The 16,056-nt window shown below is 69.7% G+C and carries 14 protein-coding genes; 5 read left to right on the forward strand and 9 right to left on the reverse strand.

The genetic code is table 11. The annotated features are described in order from the left end of the window. Nucleotide 1: 1 nt before the first annotated feature. Genes ACZ6ZD_RS18460 through ACZ6ZD_RS18470 form a run of 3 tightly spaced genes read right to left on the reverse strand, consistent with a single transcriptional unit; the run spans nucleotide 2 to nucleotide 5,210 of the window. Complete coding sequence (locus tag ACZ6ZD_RS18460; RefSeq protein ID WP_465673582.1) at nucleotides 2-1,267, reverse strand: alpha/beta fold hydrolase; 1,266 nt, start codon at nucleotides 1,265-1,267, stop codon at nucleotides 2-4. 20 nt (nucleotides 1,268-1,287) lie between these two features. Next, nucleotides 1,288-3,807 (reverse strand): polynucleotide kinase-phosphatase, encoded by a 2,520-nt coding sequence (locus ACZ6ZD_RS18465; RefSeq protein ID WP_465673584.1) that lies wholly within the window; start codon nucleotides 3,805-3,807, stop codon nucleotides 1,288-1,290. Further along, nucleotides 3,804-5,210 carry a 3' terminal RNA ribose 2'-O-methyltransferase Hen1 gene (locus ACZ6ZD_RS18470; protein WP_465673586.1) on the reverse strand — a complete coding sequence of 469 codons (1,407 nt, stop codon included), beginning with the start codon at nucleotides 5,208-5,210 and terminating at the stop codon, nucleotides 3,804-3,806. The genes ACZ6ZD_RS18465 and ACZ6ZD_RS18470 overlap by 4 nt, the downstream gene beginning before the upstream one ends. A 96-nt stretch (nucleotides 5,211-5,306) precedes the next feature. Here ACZ6ZD_RS18470 and ACZ6ZD_RS18475 point away from each other — a divergent pair, with 96 nt between their 5' ends. Together ACZ6ZD_RS18475 and ACZ6ZD_RS18480 are read left to right on the forward strand one after the other, a co-directional pair. Continuing rightward, nucleotides 5,307-5,672, forward strand: coding sequence for a DUF805 domain-containing protein (locus ACZ6ZD_RS18475; protein ID WP_465673588.1), 366 nt, complete (start codon nucleotides 5,307-5,309; stop codon nucleotides 5,670-5,672). Nucleotides 5,673-5,837: 165 nt separating this feature from the next. After that, nucleotides 5,838-6,161 carry a hypothetical protein gene (locus ACZ6ZD_RS18480; protein WP_465673590.1) on the forward strand — a complete coding sequence of 108 codons (324 nt, stop codon included), beginning with the start codon at nucleotides 5,838-5,840 and terminating at the stop codon, nucleotides 6,159-6,161. 28 nt (nucleotides 6,162-6,189) lie between these two features. Here the strand turns inward: ACZ6ZD_RS18480 and folE are convergent, their stop codons facing one another. Beyond that, nucleotides 6,190-6,804, reverse strand: coding sequence for a GTP cyclohydrolase I FolE (gene folE, locus ACZ6ZD_RS18485; protein WP_465673592.1), 615 nt, complete (start codon nucleotides 6,802-6,804; stop codon nucleotides 6,190-6,192). A 76-nt stretch (nucleotides 6,805-6,880) separates the two neighbouring features. Here folE and ACZ6ZD_RS18490 point away from each other — a divergent pair, with 76 nt between their 5' ends. Both ACZ6ZD_RS18490 and ybaK read left to right on the forward strand, forming a co-directional pair. Beyond that, nucleotides 6,881-7,543 carry a helix-turn-helix transcriptional regulator gene (locus ACZ6ZD_RS18490; protein WP_465673594.1) on the forward strand — a complete coding sequence of 221 codons (663 nt, stop codon included), beginning with the start codon at nucleotides 6,881-6,883 and terminating at the stop codon, nucleotides 7,541-7,543. Next, entirely contained in the window at nucleotides 7,536-8,024 is a 489-nt protein-coding gene (gene ybaK, locus ACZ6ZD_RS18495; RefSeq protein WP_465673595.1) for a Cys-tRNA(Pro) deacylase, read from the forward strand. The genes ACZ6ZD_RS18490 and ybaK overlap by 8 nt, the downstream gene beginning before the upstream one ends. On the opposite strand, the gene ACZ6ZD_RS18500 is transcribed toward ybaK, so the two are convergent. The 4 genes from ACZ6ZD_RS18500 to ACZ6ZD_RS18515 form a co-directional block, all read right to left on the reverse strand. After that, nucleotides 8,011-9,852: a glycoside hydrolase family 32 protein gene (locus ACZ6ZD_RS18500; protein ID WP_465673597.1), complete on the reverse strand. Its 1,842-nt coding sequence runs from the start codon at nucleotides 9,850-9,852 to the stop codon at nucleotides 8,011-8,013. The genes ybaK and ACZ6ZD_RS18500 overlap by 14 nt on opposite strands. Beyond that, entirely contained in the window at nucleotides 9,849-10,643 is a 795-nt protein-coding gene (locus ACZ6ZD_RS18505) for an ATP-binding cassette domain-containing protein (RefSeq protein ID WP_465673599.1), read from the reverse strand. The genes ACZ6ZD_RS18500 and ACZ6ZD_RS18505 overlap by 4 nt, the downstream gene beginning before the upstream one ends. After that, nucleotides 10,640-11,473: an ABC transporter permease gene (locus ACZ6ZD_RS18510; RefSeq protein WP_465676064.1), complete on the reverse strand. Its 834-nt coding sequence runs from the start codon at nucleotides 11,471-11,473 to the stop codon at nucleotides 10,640-10,642. Before ACZ6ZD_RS18510 ends, ACZ6ZD_RS18505 begins: the two co-directional genes overlap by 4 nt. 352 nt (nucleotides 11,474-11,825) lie before the next feature. Continuing rightward, complete coding sequence (locus ACZ6ZD_RS18515) at nucleotides 11,826-12,824, reverse strand: substrate-binding domain-containing protein (protein ID WP_465673601.1); 999 nt, start codon at nucleotides 12,822-12,824, stop codon at nucleotides 11,826-11,828. A gap of 128 nt (nucleotides 12,825-12,952) precedes the next feature. Here ACZ6ZD_RS18515 and ACZ6ZD_RS18520 point away from each other — a divergent pair, with 128 nt between their 5' ends. Further along, entirely contained in the window at nucleotides 12,953-13,963 is a 1,011-nt protein-coding gene (locus ACZ6ZD_RS18520; protein WP_465673603.1) for a LacI family DNA-binding transcriptional regulator, read from the forward strand. Here ACZ6ZD_RS18520 and ACZ6ZD_RS18525 read toward each other — a convergent pair. Then, nucleotides 13,953-16,028: a phosphocholine-specific phospholipase C gene (locus tag ACZ6ZD_RS18525; RefSeq protein WP_465673605.1), complete on the reverse strand. Its 2,076-nt coding sequence runs from the start codon at nucleotides 16,026-16,028 to the stop codon at nucleotides 13,953-13,955. The two genes, ACZ6ZD_RS18520 and ACZ6ZD_RS18525, sit on opposite strands and share 11 nt — an antisense overlap. Nucleotides 16,029-16,056 lie beyond the last annotated feature (28 nt).

A 16,056-nucleotide genomic window follows, 5' to 3' on the forward strand; every position in this document is an offset into this window, starting at 1 on the left:
GCTAACGGGGCCCACCGACCGAGCGGATCAGCTCGGTCAGGTGGGTGAGCACCCGGTCCGATCCGAGACCGTCGTGCTCGAACTCGTTCGTCACCCAGGCCTGCAGGTTCCCGACCCGGCGCGCGGTGTCGAGCTGCAGGCCGGAGTCGACGTACATGTCGTCGAAGTACACGGCGGCCGCGACCGGGACGTCGTTCGCGGCCAGCCGGTCGAGGTCGTAGAGCGCGGGCCACTCGGTCCGCGCGTGCAGCGCCTCGGTCGCCGCGCGGAACGGCCGCAGCCCAGCGATCTCCTCGAACATCCAGGGGTACATCATCTCGCCGGTGAGCAGCAGCGGACGCGCGTCCTCGGCGAACTCGGCCGGCCGCTCAGCCTCAGCGGCCCACCCGCGGACCCCGCTCCCGGCCGCGTAGATGGCCTCCTGGAGGACGGCGTACAGCGGGTTGCCCCGGTACGACGTCGCCGCCTCCACCTCACCGAGGAAGCCGTCGGCCAGCTCGTCGCCGTCGAAGGCCTCGTCGAGCATCCAGTGCACCCGCTCGTAACCGGGCTTCATCCCGAAGTCGATCCCGAGCAGCTGCAGGCGGCGGACCGTGAGCAGGTCGCCGCCCGGCAGGTGGACGTCGCCGGCCGCGATCCGGTCCGCGATCGCGGCGAGCCGCTCGGCCATCTGCGGGTACCGGCGGTGGAACTCGGCGTTCTTCAGCGCGACCCGCGGGTACGTCCGCCGGTACACCTCGGTCGCGTCGTCCGCGATCGGGGCCAGGCCGCCGGTGATGTAACACGCGGCCAGTCCCTCGGGCGCCTGCGACAGGTAGACGAGGGTGGTGAACCCGCCGTAGCTCTGCCCGAGCGTCGACCAGCGCTCCCCACCGAACAGCGTCTTCCGCAGGTGCTCGGCGTCCGCCACGATCGAGTCGGCCCGGAAGTGCGCGAGGTACTCCGCCCCCGCCGGCCCGTCCGGGAACGCCGCGATCCGCCGCGCGGTCACCGGCGTACTGCGCCCGGTCCCGCGCTGGTCGAGCAGGAGGACCCGATGCGTCTCCAGGGCCTTCCCGACCCAGCCACTCGGGCCCAACGGCCGCGGCGACTTCCCGCCCGGCCCTCCGGCCAGGTAGAGCAGCACCGGCAGGTCGTCGTCCTTCCGGGTCGGATCGACGAGCTCCCGCGCGAACACGTCGATCCGCTCCGCCGGGTTCGACCAGTCCAGCGGGACCGGTACGACATGCTCGCGGACGTGCATGCCTGGGATGGTGTAGCCGGTCATGGGGTCCCCATTCGACGCAGTCATAGTCTTGGGTCCACCGGTTCCGATTCGAGGGCGAGGACGGCGAAGACGCATTCGTGGATCCGCCACAGCGGCTCACCGCGGGCGACCCGCTCCAGCGCCTCCAGGCCGAGTGCGTACTCACGCAGCGCCAGCGAGCGTTTGTGCCCGAGGTTGCGGTCGCGCAGCCGGTCGAAGTTGGCCGGCTCGGTGTAGTCCGGGCCGTAGATGAGCCGCAGGTACTCCGGGCCGCGGACCTTCAGCCCTGGCTGGGCCAGGCCCTTCGCCGTCCGGGTCAGGTTCGCCGCGGGTTTGACCACCATGCCCTCACCGCCGGCGCCGGTCAGCTCCTCCCACCACGCGACGCCGTCGTCCCATGTCGACTCGTCGACGAAGAGCCGCCGGGTCGCCGTGATCAGATCGGGGCCCGCGGCAACGAGCTGGTCCGCGACGCCCAGATGCCAAGCATGTGGACGATCCTGGTACGTCGTCCCTTCGGTCGCGAGCACCTGGAACGGCGCGATGCGCACGCCGTCGAGCCCGTCGGTCGGCCAGCAGTACCGGCGATACGCTTCGGTGAACCGATCCGCGTTGGTCGCTCGACTCTGCATGGTCGCCAGCAGCGCACCGACATCCAGCCCGGCCGCCACCGCCGACTCCAGGGCAGCGGTTGCCGCGGGCAACGACGTCCGAGCAGCAGCGCCGACAGCGGCGTACTGGTCGCGGAGCAGGTCCTCGGCCTTGGCGCTCCAAGGCAGCAGCTCGGCGTCGAGGAGCAGCCAGGAGGTGTCCAGCTCGGCAAACAGGCCGGCCTTTTCCGCGACGACGCGCAGACGCGACAGCAGCTCATCGGTCAACGCGGGCGCGAAGAACGACCGCCCGGTGCGCGTGTGTACGGCGCCGCGCCCGGCCAGGCCGAACCGCTTCTCGGCGACGTCGTCGTCCCGCGTGAGCAGCACGACGGCCCGCGAGCCCATGTGCTTCTCTTCGCAGACGAGCTCGCTTACGCCCTGGCCGCGGAACGTCTCGAAGGCCTGCAGCGGGTGTTCGAGCAGCCCAGGCAGCGGTGACGTCGCGACCGGGCTCATCGTCGGCGGCAGGTAGAGCAGGAACCGCGGATCGATCGCGAACCGGCTCATCACCTCCAGCGCCGCGCCCGCCTGCTCGGCGCGGACGCTCAGCCGGCCGTGCGACGACGTCTCGATCACCCGGCGACCGGTGACATCGGTCAGCTCCAGCACGTCCGGCTCGCGAGTCGGCGCCGAGGCCACATGCAACGGCTTCGCCGGCGCGTAGTACTCCTCGGCGGCCTGCACCGCGACCAGCTCGCGCTCGGGGTAGCGGAGCGCGGTCAGCGAACCGCCGAAGACCGCGCCGGTGTCCAGACAGATCGTGTTGTTGATCCACTCCGGCTCCGGGGTCGGAGTGTGGCCGTAGACAACCATCGCGCGACCGCGGTACTCGTTCGCCCAGGGGTAACGGACGGGCAGCCCGAACTCGTCGGTCTCCCCCGTCGTTTCGCCGTACAGACAGAACGAACGGACCCGGCCGGACGCGCGGCCGTGCATCCGCTCGACGAGCCCGGCATGGGACACGACCAGCTTGCCGTCGTCGAAGACGTAGTGCGAGATCAGGCCGTCGATGAACGTCGCGACCTGCTCCTTGAACTCCGGCGACTCGCGCTCCAGCTGTTCGAGGGTGGTCTCGAGACCGTGGCTGACCTTGACGTTGCGGCCCTGCAGCGCCCGCAGCAGCTTGTCCTCGTGGTTACCCGGCACGCAGTAGGCGTTGCCTGCGGCAACCATGCCCATGACGAGCCGCAGGACGCCGGGGCTGTCCGGCCCGCGGTCGACCAGGTCGCCGACGAAGATCGCCCGCCGCCCCTCCTGGACGGCGTCGATCGGCCGGCCGGCGTCGTCCCGGACCAGCGTGTACCCCAGCTCGGTGAGCAGCCGCTCGAGCTCCGGGCGGCAGCCGTGGATGTCGCCGATGATGTCGAACGGGCCGGTCTGATCGGTCAGGTCGTTGAACAGCCGCGTCCGCTCGATGCTGACGGCATCGATCTCCTCGACGCTGTTCAGTACGTGGACCTTGCGGAACCCCTCGCGTTTGAGGCTGCGCAGCCCGCGCTTCAGCTGACCGCGCTGGCGCGTGATCACCTTCGCGCCGAACTGCCGATCGCCACGCAGCTCGTTCCGCTCGATGCAGACCCGCTCCGGCGGGTCAAGCACGATCGCCACCGGAAGGACGTCGTGCTCACGCGCCAGCGCGACCAGCTCCTTGCGCGCCTCGGGCTGCACGTTGGTCGCGTCGATCACGGTCAGCCGGCCGGCCGCGAGCCGCTTGCCCGCGATGAAGTGCAGCACCTCGAAGGCGTCCTTGGTGGCCGCCTGGTCGTTCTCGTCGTCCGAGACCAGCCCGCGGCAGAAGTCGCTGGAGATGACCTCGGTGCCCTTGAAGTGCGTCCGTGCGAACGTCGACTTGCCGGAGCCGCTGGCACCGACCAGGACGACGAGGGAGAGCGCCGGGATGTCGATCATGCGGCCACCTCCGCCCGCCGGAAGAGCGCGAGCTGCGTCGGCGGACCGACCTCGGGGTCGTCCGGGCCGACGGGCCGGAACTCGACGGCGTACCCGTACCGGCCCGCGACGTCGGTCGCCCAGGTGTGGAACTCGGCCCGCGTCCACTCGAAGCGGTGGTCAGGGTGCCGGAAGGCGCCGGCCGGGAGGGACTCGAAACGCACGTTGTACTCGCTGTTCGGGGTGGTCATCACGACGGCGGCCGGGCGGGCCGCCTGGAAGACGGAGTGCGCCAGGGCGGGCAGCCGCGGCGGGTCGACATGCTCCACGACCTCCATCAGGACGGCGGCGTCCAGGCCGGCCAGCCGCTCGTCGGCGTACGTGACCGACGACTGCAGGAACCGCAGCCGATCCCGCTGCCGATCCGGAAGGTCGTCGTAGTGCAGTCGGCGCTTGGCCGAGATGAGCGCGCGGGCCGATACGTCGGTCGCGATCAGCTCGCCGAGCATCGGGTCCTTCAGCAGCTCGCCGACCAGCGCGCCCTCCCCGCAGCCGACGTCCACGATCCGCCGCGCGCCGAGCTCCCGCAGGACGGCGGCAACCGTCGTCCGCCGCTCCACCGCGAGCGAGACCGGACCCTCGGCGTCGTCGTCCGGCTCGGCGAGCATGACGCCGTCCGCCTCGGCGAGCCGCTCCAGAGCCGAGTCGGCCAGGTAGCGGCGGTGGGCGAGGTACCGGTGCGAGATCAGCTCCTTCTCCGGATGCGTGCCGAGCCAGCCGGACCCGGCCTTCACCAACTTGTCGACCTCGTCGGAGCCGACCCAGTAGTGCTTGGCGTCGTCCAGCACCGGAAGCAGCACATAGAGGTGGTTGAGCGCGTCGGCCAGCCGGAGGACGCCGGTCAGCCGCAGGTCGACGTACCGGGAGTCACCCCACGCCGGGATGTCGGGGTCGAGCGGGACCGGCCGGGCGTCGACCGTCCAGCCGAGCGGCCCGAACATCCGCTCGGCCAGCTCGCTACCACCGCGGCACGGCAGCGCCGGGATGTGGAGCTCGAGCGGGATCGGCTGGGCCGCGAGGTCGGGCCGGGCGTCACAGCGCCCGATCATCGCCGTCCGGAACAGCTTGCTCAACGCGACCGCGAGCAGGCTGGACGCGGCGTACGGACGGTCGTTGACGTACTGGCCGAGGGTGAACCCCTCCGGCGCCTTGCCGCGGCCGGCCCGTACCAGCGCGATCGGATCGATCTCCAGCAGCAGGGCCGCCGAGCAGCGCGCGGCCGTCGCCTCGGGGTAGAAGACGTGCGCTGTCCCGCCGACGATCTCGGTCCGCTGAGGTCGCGCCGGATTCTTGTGCAACAAGAACCCGAAATCGCTCGCGGGAAGGTCGAATCCGGCCAGGTCGGTGGTCATCGTCAGCAGCACCGCTCCATTCGATCACGCGCCGCGTTCATCCCCCGAGTGAATTACCGGAGTGAATTACCGCCCGTGAGTGATCCCCTACGCCGCTACCGTCAACTCATGAGCTGGTATCTGACCGCCCTGAAGAAGTACGCCGTGTTCACCGGGCGCTCGCGGCGGCGCGAGTACTGGATGTTCACACTGTTCACGGTCCTGCTGCTGATCGTGATGCGGGTGCTGGACTACGTGCTGAGCATGCCCGCGACCGGGGTGTTCGTGCCGCTGTACGCGCTGGCGATCCTGCTGCCGGCGCTGGGCGTGACGATGCGCCGGTTGCACGACACGGATCGCAGCGGCTGGTGGGTGCTGATCCTGCTGATCCCGGTCGTGGGCAGCATCGTCATGCTCGTCTTCACGGTGCAGGAGGGAACGCCCGGCGACAACCGCTTCGGTCCCAACCCCAAGGCAGCTTTCGCTCGTTCCTGAGACACGCGGCAGAACGTCTGGCGTGTCGGGGGATTTGCCCCTAGCTTGTTGGCAGAAGAAGAGTCGCTACAGATCGTTCTTCCCCGCTGACACTCGGTTCTTGTCCCCGGTTTGTGGCGAGCGCCCAACCGCGCCCGATCCGGGCCGATCCACGGGGAAAGGACTATGAAACCCCAGACCTTCGAATTACTGCGCTACACCGACATCAGCGGGGTATCCGGGACGGGGGTCGTCGCGGAAGGCTGTGTCTTCACCGACGGCTCGGTCGCCCTGCGCTGGCACGGAGCGAACCCGTCCACGGCCGTCTGGCCGGATCTCGACTCGATCCTCGCCGTCCACGGCCACCACGGCGCGACCGTCGTCCGCTGGCTGGACGTCTCCGAGATGGAGCCCGTCCCGGGGACCGACCTGCTGCCCGGCGAGGTGGCGCACATCCTCGCCACCGGCCGGTACACCCATCGCCACCCGCCGGCAGTCGCCTCTGCCTGACCCGCTCGGCTTCGGCTGACCGCCGCCGCTACGGGGTGAGGCCGGTCAGCGCGAAGAACTCCTGCCGGGAGCGATCGCTGTCGCGCAGAATGCCGTGCAGGGACGACGTCACCGTTCGCGAGCCGGCCGCGCGCACGCCGCGCAGCGACATGCACTGGTGCTCGGCCTCGATCACGACGCCGACGCCCTTCGGCGCGAGATGACTCTGCAGCCAGTCGGCGACCTGTTTGGTCAGCCGCTCCTGGACCTGGAAGTCGCGCGCGAACAACTCGACCACCCGAGCCAGCTTCGACAGCCCGAGGATCCGGTCGCCCGGTAGGTAGCCGACATGCGCGACGCCCTGGAACGGCAGCAGGTGGTGCTCGCACAGCGACTGCACCGGGATGTCCTTGGCCAGGACGAGCTCGTCGTACCCCTCGTCGTTCGGGAAGGTCGTCAGCGCGAACTCCCGCGGCGTCAGCATCTCGGCGTACGCGTTCGCCACCCGGCGCGGGGTGTCGGCCAGGTGCGCGCTGCCGGGATCGCGCCCGAGCGCCGTCAGCAGGTCCGCGACCGCGCGCTCGGCGGCCGGCAGGTCGATCTGCTCCCGGCCGGCGACGATGCGCAGCGGGGGAACGGGTTCGAGATCGGCGGAGATCGCCATCTGCCACACTCCCTGAGATTTCAACGAACGGACATCATACTGTTTCACCAACCGATGTTGTCGATAGAATCATCCCGTGGACAGCAGCTGGGACGCCGGCCTCCAGGCCGTGGCCGTACTCGAGGAGCCGACCCGGCGCCGGCTGTACGAGTACGTCGTCGCCCAGCCCGCCGCCGTCAGCCGTGACGACGCGGCCGCCGCGCTCGCGCTCCCCCGCACGACGGCGGCCTTCCACCTGGATCGCCTGGTCGACGAAGGCCTGCTCGCCACCTGTTTCGAGCGCCGCACCGGCCGTACCGGCCCCGGCGCCGGCCGCCCCGCCAAGCTCTACCACCGCTCCGACACCGAGATCGAGATCACTCTCCCCGAACGCCAGTACGCCGTCGCCGGCCACCTCCTCGCCGCCGCCATTCAAGAAGCCGAAACCACCGGCGGCTCGCCCCGCGAAGCCGTCAACCGCCACGCCCGCGCCTACGGCGCCGCCCTCGCGCGCCCCGACCACTCGCTCGTCGAGACCCTCCAAGCGAACGGCTTCGAACCCCGCGAAGACGGCGCCGACATCGCGCTGGTCAACTGCCCGTTCCGGCGCCTGGCCGCCGACTTCACCCAGCTCGTCTGCCACATGAACCTCAACCTGGTAGCCGGCCTGGCCGAGGCGAAGAACAGCCCGCTGGCGGCCCAGCTCGTGCCAAGCCCCGGACACTGCTGCGTTCGTCTCGTAAGCTCGGCCAGTGGCTAAGAGCAAGCAGGCGGCGGGGACGCCGGCGACGGTGGCGTTGACCAAGGCGAAGATCGGCTTCAGCACGCATGCTTATGAGCACGATCCGGCGGCGAAGTCGTTCGGGCTGGAGGCGGCCGAGGTGCTGGGGCTGGCGCCGGAGCGGGTGTTCAAGACGCTGCTGGTCGAGGTCGACGGGAAGCTGGCGGTCGGGGTGGTGCCGGTGGACAAACAGCTCGACCTGAAGGCGATCGCGGCCGCGGTGGGCGGCAAGAAGGCCGTGATGGCCGACCCGGCCGCCGCCGAGCGGACGACGGGGTACGTCGTCGGCGGGATCAGCCCGATCGGCCAGAAGCGCGCGCTGCCGACCGTGGTCGACGAGACCGCGACCACACACGACACCGTCTACGTGTCGGGCGGCCGGCGGGGGCTCGACCTCGGCCTGACCCCCACCGACCTGATCACGATCACCAACGCGCGGACGGCGGCTATCGCGCGCTGACCGTCACGTCCTGGACGACGGCGGTCCCGTTGTAGACGTTCATCCCGAACTGCCCGGACGCCGTGGTCGCGTCGTCCGCGTCGATGAGCTGCCGGCCGTCCAGCGCGACCTTGATCCGCGGCCCGGTCGCCTCCACCGTGAAGTGGTAGGTACGGCCTCGCTCGACCTGCAGCGGGACGGTCGCGATATCGCGCCCCGGCCGCCACAACTTCACCACGTTCGCGGCCGCGTCGACATTGACCGTGTAGTGCTGCGAGGCGTCCTTCGTGGCCCGGAAGGTGAGCGCCGCCGCGACGCCCTCGACCAGCCGGACGTCGCCGTTCAGCGTGAAGTCCGACCCGGTCGCCGTACTCAGATAGAAGCCGTCGCCGGGCGACTTCCCTTGTTTGCCTGCGGCAACATCACTCCATTGACCACGCGCCGCGTACCACGGACCCTGCAGGCTGGTCTCCAGGGTCGACTCCCCCGGCGGCCGCCAGATCGACGCCAGCTCGTGGATCGTCAACGACTCCAGCCGGATCGCGCCCTCGGTGAACAACTCCAGACTGTCGCCACCGGGCAGACTGTCGAAGTTCACGTTGTAGCTCTGGTAGACCTCGCCGTCGTTGCCGAAGACATCGAGTTGCCCGCGATCCACCAGGATCCGCAGCTTGACCTTGCCCGCCTGCGGCCGCAACGTCGCGCCGCCGAGCTGCTGCGCGCGGACGTCGTACGCCACCTCCCGGTCGTACCACTCTCCCGGCCCGGTCTGCAGCCGGAACCCGAACCGCCGCGCGCTCCGGACGTCGATCGTCGCTTCGAGCTCATAGGTACGCACGCGGACGCCGGTCAGCAGCCTGCGCGCCGATCGGTCGTCGAGGACGACGTCCCGCCAGGTGCGGGTGTTCGCCCGCAGCGACGAGATCTCGGGGATCGGTGTACTGACGACGCGGACGCCGTCCGTCGTCCGGCGCAGTTTCAGGTCGACCGGGAAGGAGGCGTTACCGGTCCAGATCGAGCCGTAGTTCTCGCCCTGCCAGGCCATCGAGACGACCCGATCGCCTTTCAGGTTGGAGAAGTTCAGGCCCGCGTAGTAGCCGGCGCCGGCGAAGGTCTCGGTCTGGTTGAGTTTCTGCGGCGTCGTCCAGTCGGTGCGGAACGACGTCCCGTCCCAGTCGCCGATGAGATAGCGACCGCCGCCGTCGTGCAGAACCCAGTGGTAGGCGCCGTCCAGCGGCATCCGGATCACGTTCGGGCATTCGAACAGCCAGTCGGCTCGGTAGCGGGAGGTGAAGGTCCAGCGTAAGAGGTCGGTCGAGCTGAAGAAGTCGACGCCGTTGCCGCCGGCATCGGACCAGACGACCATCCCCCAGCGCTGCGAGGCCGGATCCCAGAACACCTTGGGATCGCGGCTCGTCCCGGCCGGGGTGACGACCTTGCGGCCGCCGTCGTACGCCGTGAACGTGTCGCCGCCGTCGAGGCTGTAGAAGATCGTGACGCCGTTCGTCCCGGAGTAGACGAGGATCGGGTCGTGGTCGCCGTCCTTCAGGCCGCTCTCGTTCCCGCAGTCGACGACGCCGCCGCCGGACCAGAGATCGCCTGGGTGGATCGCCGGGTCGAGGGCGATCGGCCGTTGCTGCCAGTGCACGAGGTCGGTGCTGGTCGCGTGTCCCCAGTGCATGGTGTTCCAGACCAGGCTGTTCGGGGCGTGCTGGTAGTAGAGGTGGTAGACGCCGCGGTAGTACAGCGGAGCGTTCACGTCGTTCATCCAACCGCTGCGGGTGCTGAAGTGGAACTGGCCGCGGTTGTCCTCTTGGTAGTTCGTGGCGGGATAGGGAAAGTTCGTCATGTGTCCACCAGGTTGGGCGGGGCGTCCGGGTCGCCGGGGCGCAGGGCCCCGGTCATCAGGGAGACCACCTGACTCATCGTCGCGTCCGCCGGGCGTACGACGGCGGCGCGGCGTCCGAGCCGGTGGACGTGGATACGGTCGGCGATCTCGAAAACCTGCGGCATGTCGTGACTGATCAGCACCACCGGCAGCCCGCGGTCGCGGATCCGCCGGATCAGGTCGAGGACCTGGCCGGACTCCTTGACCCCGAGCGCGGCGGTCGGCTCGTCCATGATGACGAGCCGGCTGCCGAACATCGCGGCCCGGGCGACGGCGACAGCTTGGCGCTGACCACCGGACAGCGTCTCGACCAGCTGGCCGATGTGCTGGACGGTTTCAATGCCGAGGGCATCTAGTTGTTGCTGGGCCTGCTGCCGCATCGCGGCGCGATCGAGCAGCCGGAAGACGCTGCCGAGCGGGCCGGTACGGCGTACTTCGCGGCCGAGGAACAGGTTCGTCGCGATATCCATCGCGGGGGCGAGGGCGAGGGTTTGGTGGACGGTCTCGATCCCGGCCTGGCGGGCGTCGAGGGGTGAGTGGAAATGCGTCTGGACGCCGTCCAGCAGGACGGTGCCCTCGTCGGGGATCAGCGCGCCGGAGAGCGCTTTGATCAGGCTCGATTTGCCGGCGCCGTTGTCGCCGACGACCGCGAGCACCTCGCCGGGGAGCAGGTCGAAGTCGGCGCCGTCGATCGCGGTGACACGGCCGTACCGTTTCACCAGGCCGCGGGCCTGGAGCGCGGGGGTGGTCATCGCGACCTCCTGCGGACGATCTGATCGAAGGCGACGGCGGCGATCACGAGGACGCCGGTGGCGACGTCCTGGTAGAGGCTGTCGATGCCGGCCTGGGTGAGGCCGCTGCGCAGGACGGCGACGATCAGTGCGCCGACGATGGTGCCGAGCACGCTGCCGCGGCCGCCGAACAGGCTGGTGCCGCCGATCACGACGGCGGTGATGCTGTCCAGGTTGCCGGTCTGGAAGGCGTTCGGGTCCGCGTTCGGGATCCGGCCGAGGGCTTGCCAGGCGGCGAACGCGTAGATCACGCCGGCGATCAGGTAGACGCTGAACCGGGTCCGGCCGACGTGGATACCGGTCAGCCGGGCCGCCTCCGGGTCGTTGCCCAAGGCATACACATGGCGGCCCCACGCCGTCCGGGTCAACGCGTACCAGGTGACGGCGAACATCACCACGGCCAGCGTCATCCCGTGGGTGACCCGGATCTGGCCGAACAGGTACCCGCCCTGGCCGAGGACGCCGAGCAGGTTGTCGGTCACCGGGAACGAGTTCCCCTCGGAGTACAACCGCCCCGCCGCCAGCACCACCGTCAGCATGCCCAGCGTCACGATGAACGGCGGCAGGTTCAGCCACGTCACCAACCCGCCCGACACCGCCCCCAACCCCGCACACACCAAGAACCCGATCACCAGCGCAACCCCGGACGAGCTCCCCCCGATCACCAGCTTCGCCAGCACCATCGTCCCGAGCACCATGATCGCCGCGTTCGCCAGATCGATCCCGCCCGTCAGCACGATCAGCGTCTGCCCCAGCGCCAACGTAGCCACCACCAACGACTGCTGAACCACCAAACTCAAGTTGTCCACAGTCAAAAACGTGCTCGTACTCACCGAAAACACCACAACCACAACCACCAAAGCCGCAAGCGGCCCAAGCGCCGGGTTATGCAGAAACGCCTCCGCCGAACGGCCCCGGAGTGAAGGCGCCGCCTTCTCAGTCGCGCTCATCCGTCAGCCCTCCCCCGCAACCCGCTCCCGGCCACGCCGGAGAAGGACGCGCCGGAGGCGCCGCGCGGGGCCTGTGCGGCAGCGCCGCCGGAGCGTGGTTCACCCTCGGGGGTGCCAGGAACCCCATCCCCACCAGACCTACCAGCTCCGCCGGAGGCGGAGTCGCGCGTCGGCTTGTTTGCGTCACTCATGGTCAGCCCCAGCAGTTCTGGGCGCCCCAGGTGGTGTCTTTGGAGTCGAGGTTGGGGAGGGGTTTGTCGGTGATGAGTTGGGCGCCGGTGTCTTGGAAGCCGGTGGGTTTGGTGCCGTCTTTGGCGAAGGTTACGACGGCGTCGACGCCTTGTTCGGCCATCTTCTTGGGGAACTGCATGACGGTGGCGAGGTACTTGCCGGCTTTGACGTCGGCGACGCCTTGGCAGCCGCCGTCGATGGAACCGACGGCGACCTTGCCGGCCAGGCCTTTGGCGGTGAGGGCGGCGACGGCGCCGCGGGCGGCGGGTTCGTTGAGGGTGTAGACGGCGTTGACGGAGGCGTCGCGCTGGAGGAGGTTCTCCATGGCGGCCTGGGCCTTGTTCTGGTCGCCGTTGGTGGGGGCGGCGCCGATGATCGCGGGGTCTCCGTCCTTGAGGCCCATGCCTTGGAGGAAGCCGCGGTGGCGTTGTTCGTCGACGGTGCCGCCGGGGGTGCCGTCCATCATCAGGACCTTGGGCGGCGTCGCCCCGAGGGTGGCCTTGATGTACTTGCCCTCGAGCTCGCCGGCGGTCACGTTGTTGGTCGCGTACGTCGCGTCGACGGCGTCCTTCGGATCGGTCTCGGTGTCCAGGGCGATCACCAGAACGCCCTTCTCCTTGGCCTGTTTGAGCGCCCCGAGGATGCCGGTCGAGTTGCTCGGCGTGATCAGGATCCCTTTCACGCCTTGCTGGACGAGGTTCTCGATCGCGGCCACCTGACCCTCGTTGTCGCCGTCGAATTTACCGGCGACCGCGATCACCTCGGCGCCCTTGGACTGCGCGTGCGCCTTGGCCGACTCGCGCAGTTTCACGAAGTACGGGTTGGTGTCGGTCTTGGTGACCAGGCCGATCTTCACCGGCCCGTCGCTCGAGCCGCTGTCACTCCCGCTCTTGGTCTGGGTGCAGGCCGCCGTCCCCAGCAGGGTGACGGTCAGCAGGACGGCGGGGACGGTTCTTCTCACGGGTCTGCCCTCCCGAGCGGGGTCGGTTGTGAGTCGCGAAGCTAGACCGGTCCGCCCACTGGTTTCCGGCTTTGCGCAAAACCTTGCGCAAAGCACCCTGAGCAACGACCATACGACGGATGGTCACCATGACCGAGGTCGCTCGCGCCGCTGGAGTGTCGGTCAGCACCGTCTCGCACGTGGTCAACGGCACCCGTCTGGTCGCCCCCGCGACCCGCGAGCGGGTGCAGCGCGCGATGGAGCGGCTCGGTTACCGGCACCAGCCGACGGCGCGCTCCCTGGCGGCCGGCTCGAACCGGACGATCGGTCTCGCGATCACCGTGGCCAGCAATCCCTACTGGGTCGAGCTGATCCAGGGCATCGACGGCGAGGCCACCCGCGCCGGCCTGAACCTGATCATCGTCGACACCCGCGACGACGCGCGCTACGAGTCCGCCGCCGTCGCGAACCTGCTCGCGCACCGGATCGAGGGCCTGGTGATCGCCCCCGCCGACCACTGGCGCGACCTCACCCTGCCGATGCTGCGCGACCACGCGATCCCGTACGTCGTCGTCGACCGGATCGACCCCGAGCTGCGGATCGACCAGGTCGGCGTCGAGAACGAGACCGCCAGTACGGCGATCGTCGACCACCTGCTGTCCCTCGGCCACACCCGGATCGGGATGCTCAGCGGCATCCCCGGCCTGTCGACGAGCGCCGAACGCGTCCGCGGCTACCGGCTCGCCCATCAGCACGCGAACGTCCCGGTCGACCCCGAGCTGATCCGCGTCGGCTCGTCGTCCAGCGAAGGCGGCCGGAAGGCGACCTGGGAGCTGCTGGAGCTCGACAACCGCCCGACCGCGCTGTTCACCGGCAACAGCAGCATGACGATCGGCGCGCTGGCCGCCTTCCACGCCGCCGGCGTCGACGTCCCGAAAGACATGGCGCTGGCCTGTTTCGACGACTTCACCTGGGCCGACCTGTTCAGCCCAGGGCTGACCACCGTGGCGCAACCATCCACGGCGATCGGCGCCCGGGCCGTTCAGCTACTGCTCCGCCGGATGAACGACCCCGGCGCTCCCGCACAAACCATCCGCCTGCCGGCCGAGATCATGCACCGGCAGTCGTGCGGCTGCCCGCGGACTCCGATCAGCCGGTGACGCTCGCGCGGCCCGTCTCCAGGTGGCCGCTCAGCCGGCGCCGGTACGTCGTGTCCTCGACCACGGTGACCTCGACGTCGTACCAGCCGGTGTCGGTCGGCCAGGGCACCTCACGACTCTGCTTGCCGCGCAGCGTGACCGTGACCGCCTTGCTGCCGTAACCACGCGCCTTCAGCTTCAGCGTCAACGGCTTGCGGGACGTGTTGACCAGACCGAGCTCGAGACTGTTGCCGCGCTGGCAAGTCTGGACGTCGAGCCCCGCGGCGAGCCCGTCGGTCGACCCGGCCAGCTCGACCCAGAACCGGTTCGGCCCCTGGACGGCGAACTCGTACGGCCCGTCGACGGCGATCGCCTCGGCGTGCTCCCGGCGGACGTCGAGGTGGACCGGCAGCGGCAGCTCACCGCCGTAGGAGTAGATCGCGAAATGCGCAGGCTCGGCTCCTTCGTTGCCGAGCGCCACCTTGAGCTTGCCGTTGGCAACGAAGCCGGAAACCGCCGGCCGGTAAGGCAACGGGCGGGCCGGACGGCGTCCAGTCTCCTGCTGCGGCACGGCCTGGTCGACCGGCGGGGTCGGCTTCCAGCGGGCGATCGGCGCCGGGATCGGGCCGGGCGCGTCCACCTTGGGCTGCCGGTACGAGCGGTCGAAGTCGAAGGCCGAGGTGAGGTCGCCGCACGCCGTCCGCCGCCAGCTGCTGATGTTCGGCTCGCGGACGCCGGTCCATCGCTCGAGGAACCGCAGGACCGACGTGTGGTCGAACACCTGCGAGTTCACATGCCCGCCGACGGTCCACGGCGACACCACGGTCATCGGCACGCGCGGACCGAGGCCGATCGGCTGCCCGGCGTACCAGTCGTCGCCTTCACCGGACTCCGGCCGCGGCGCCACCGGCGGCGGGACGTGGTCGAAGTACCCGTCGTTCTCGTCGAAGTTGATGAACAGCGCGGTCTTGGACCAGACCTCCGGGTCGGCCGCGATCGCGTCCAGCAGCTCGTAGACGAGGTTCGCGCTGGCGACCGGCGTGGACGAGCCCGGGTGCTCGGAGTCCACCGCGGACGGCACCAGCCAGCTGACCCGCGGCAACTTGCCGGCCTTGATGTCGGCCTTGACGCGCGTGATCAGCGACTCCGGCTCGGAGCGGTACATCGCCTGGTGGAAGAGCTTCTGATCGGCCTTCGGCTGCTTGGCCACGGCAGCCGCCAGGTCCTTGAGCGCCTGCTGCTGCTCGGCAGGCGTCTTCGCGAACAGCTTGTCGTAGAACTCCTCGGTGGTCCGGTACCCACCGGGTACCGACGCGAGGATGCGACGTCCGAGCTCCTTGAAGGTCTTGAAGTACTCGACCGCGTTGTCGGTGAAGTTGTCCCACTCCTGGTAGATCTGCCAGGAGACGCCGGCCTTCTCCAGCCGTTCGGGGTACGCCGTCCAGTCGTAGCCCTGGTGGTCGTAGTCGTAGGCAGCGTTGGTGACCGCGCGCTGCGTCGTCCCGGGCTCGTAGCCGACGGTGCCCGACCAGAGGTAGTTGCGGTTCGGGTTGGTGGAGCCGTTCACCGAGCAGTGGTAGGCGTCGCAGATCGTGAAGGTCTCGGCGAGCTCGTACTGCAGCGGGATGTCGCGGCGGTCGTAGTGGGTCATCGAGGCGGCTGTCTTGGCCTGGACCCAGTTGTCGTTCCAGCCGTTGCTCCAGGCCTGGGTCGCGTCGCTGTAGCCGTGCGGGAGGGCGCCGAGGTACTGGATGTCGTCGGGTTTGCGGCCGGCCGCGGCGGCCGCGGCGCGGATCGAGAACGGCAGGACCTCGCCGCCGCCGGTCTTCGGCTGATGGAAGACGCTGCGGCCGTTCCGCAGCCGCAGCGGCTGGCGGTCGCCGTACCCGCGGACGCCGCGCAGCGTGCCGTAGTAGTGGTCGAACGATCGGTTCTCCTGCATCAGCACGATCACGTGCTCGATCGCTCGCAGACCGCCACGCCTCACAGGTTGCGCCATCGCGGCGTGCAGCGACGGCGGGAGCAGCGACAACGCTGCCCCGCCGGCCGCCGAACCGAGCACCAGGCGCCGGGAGATATCCGTCATGGTCCGGACCTTATGAGCGGCCAGTTGC

The sequence above is a fragment of the Kribbella sp. NPDC104218 genome, from assembly GCF_055584105.1.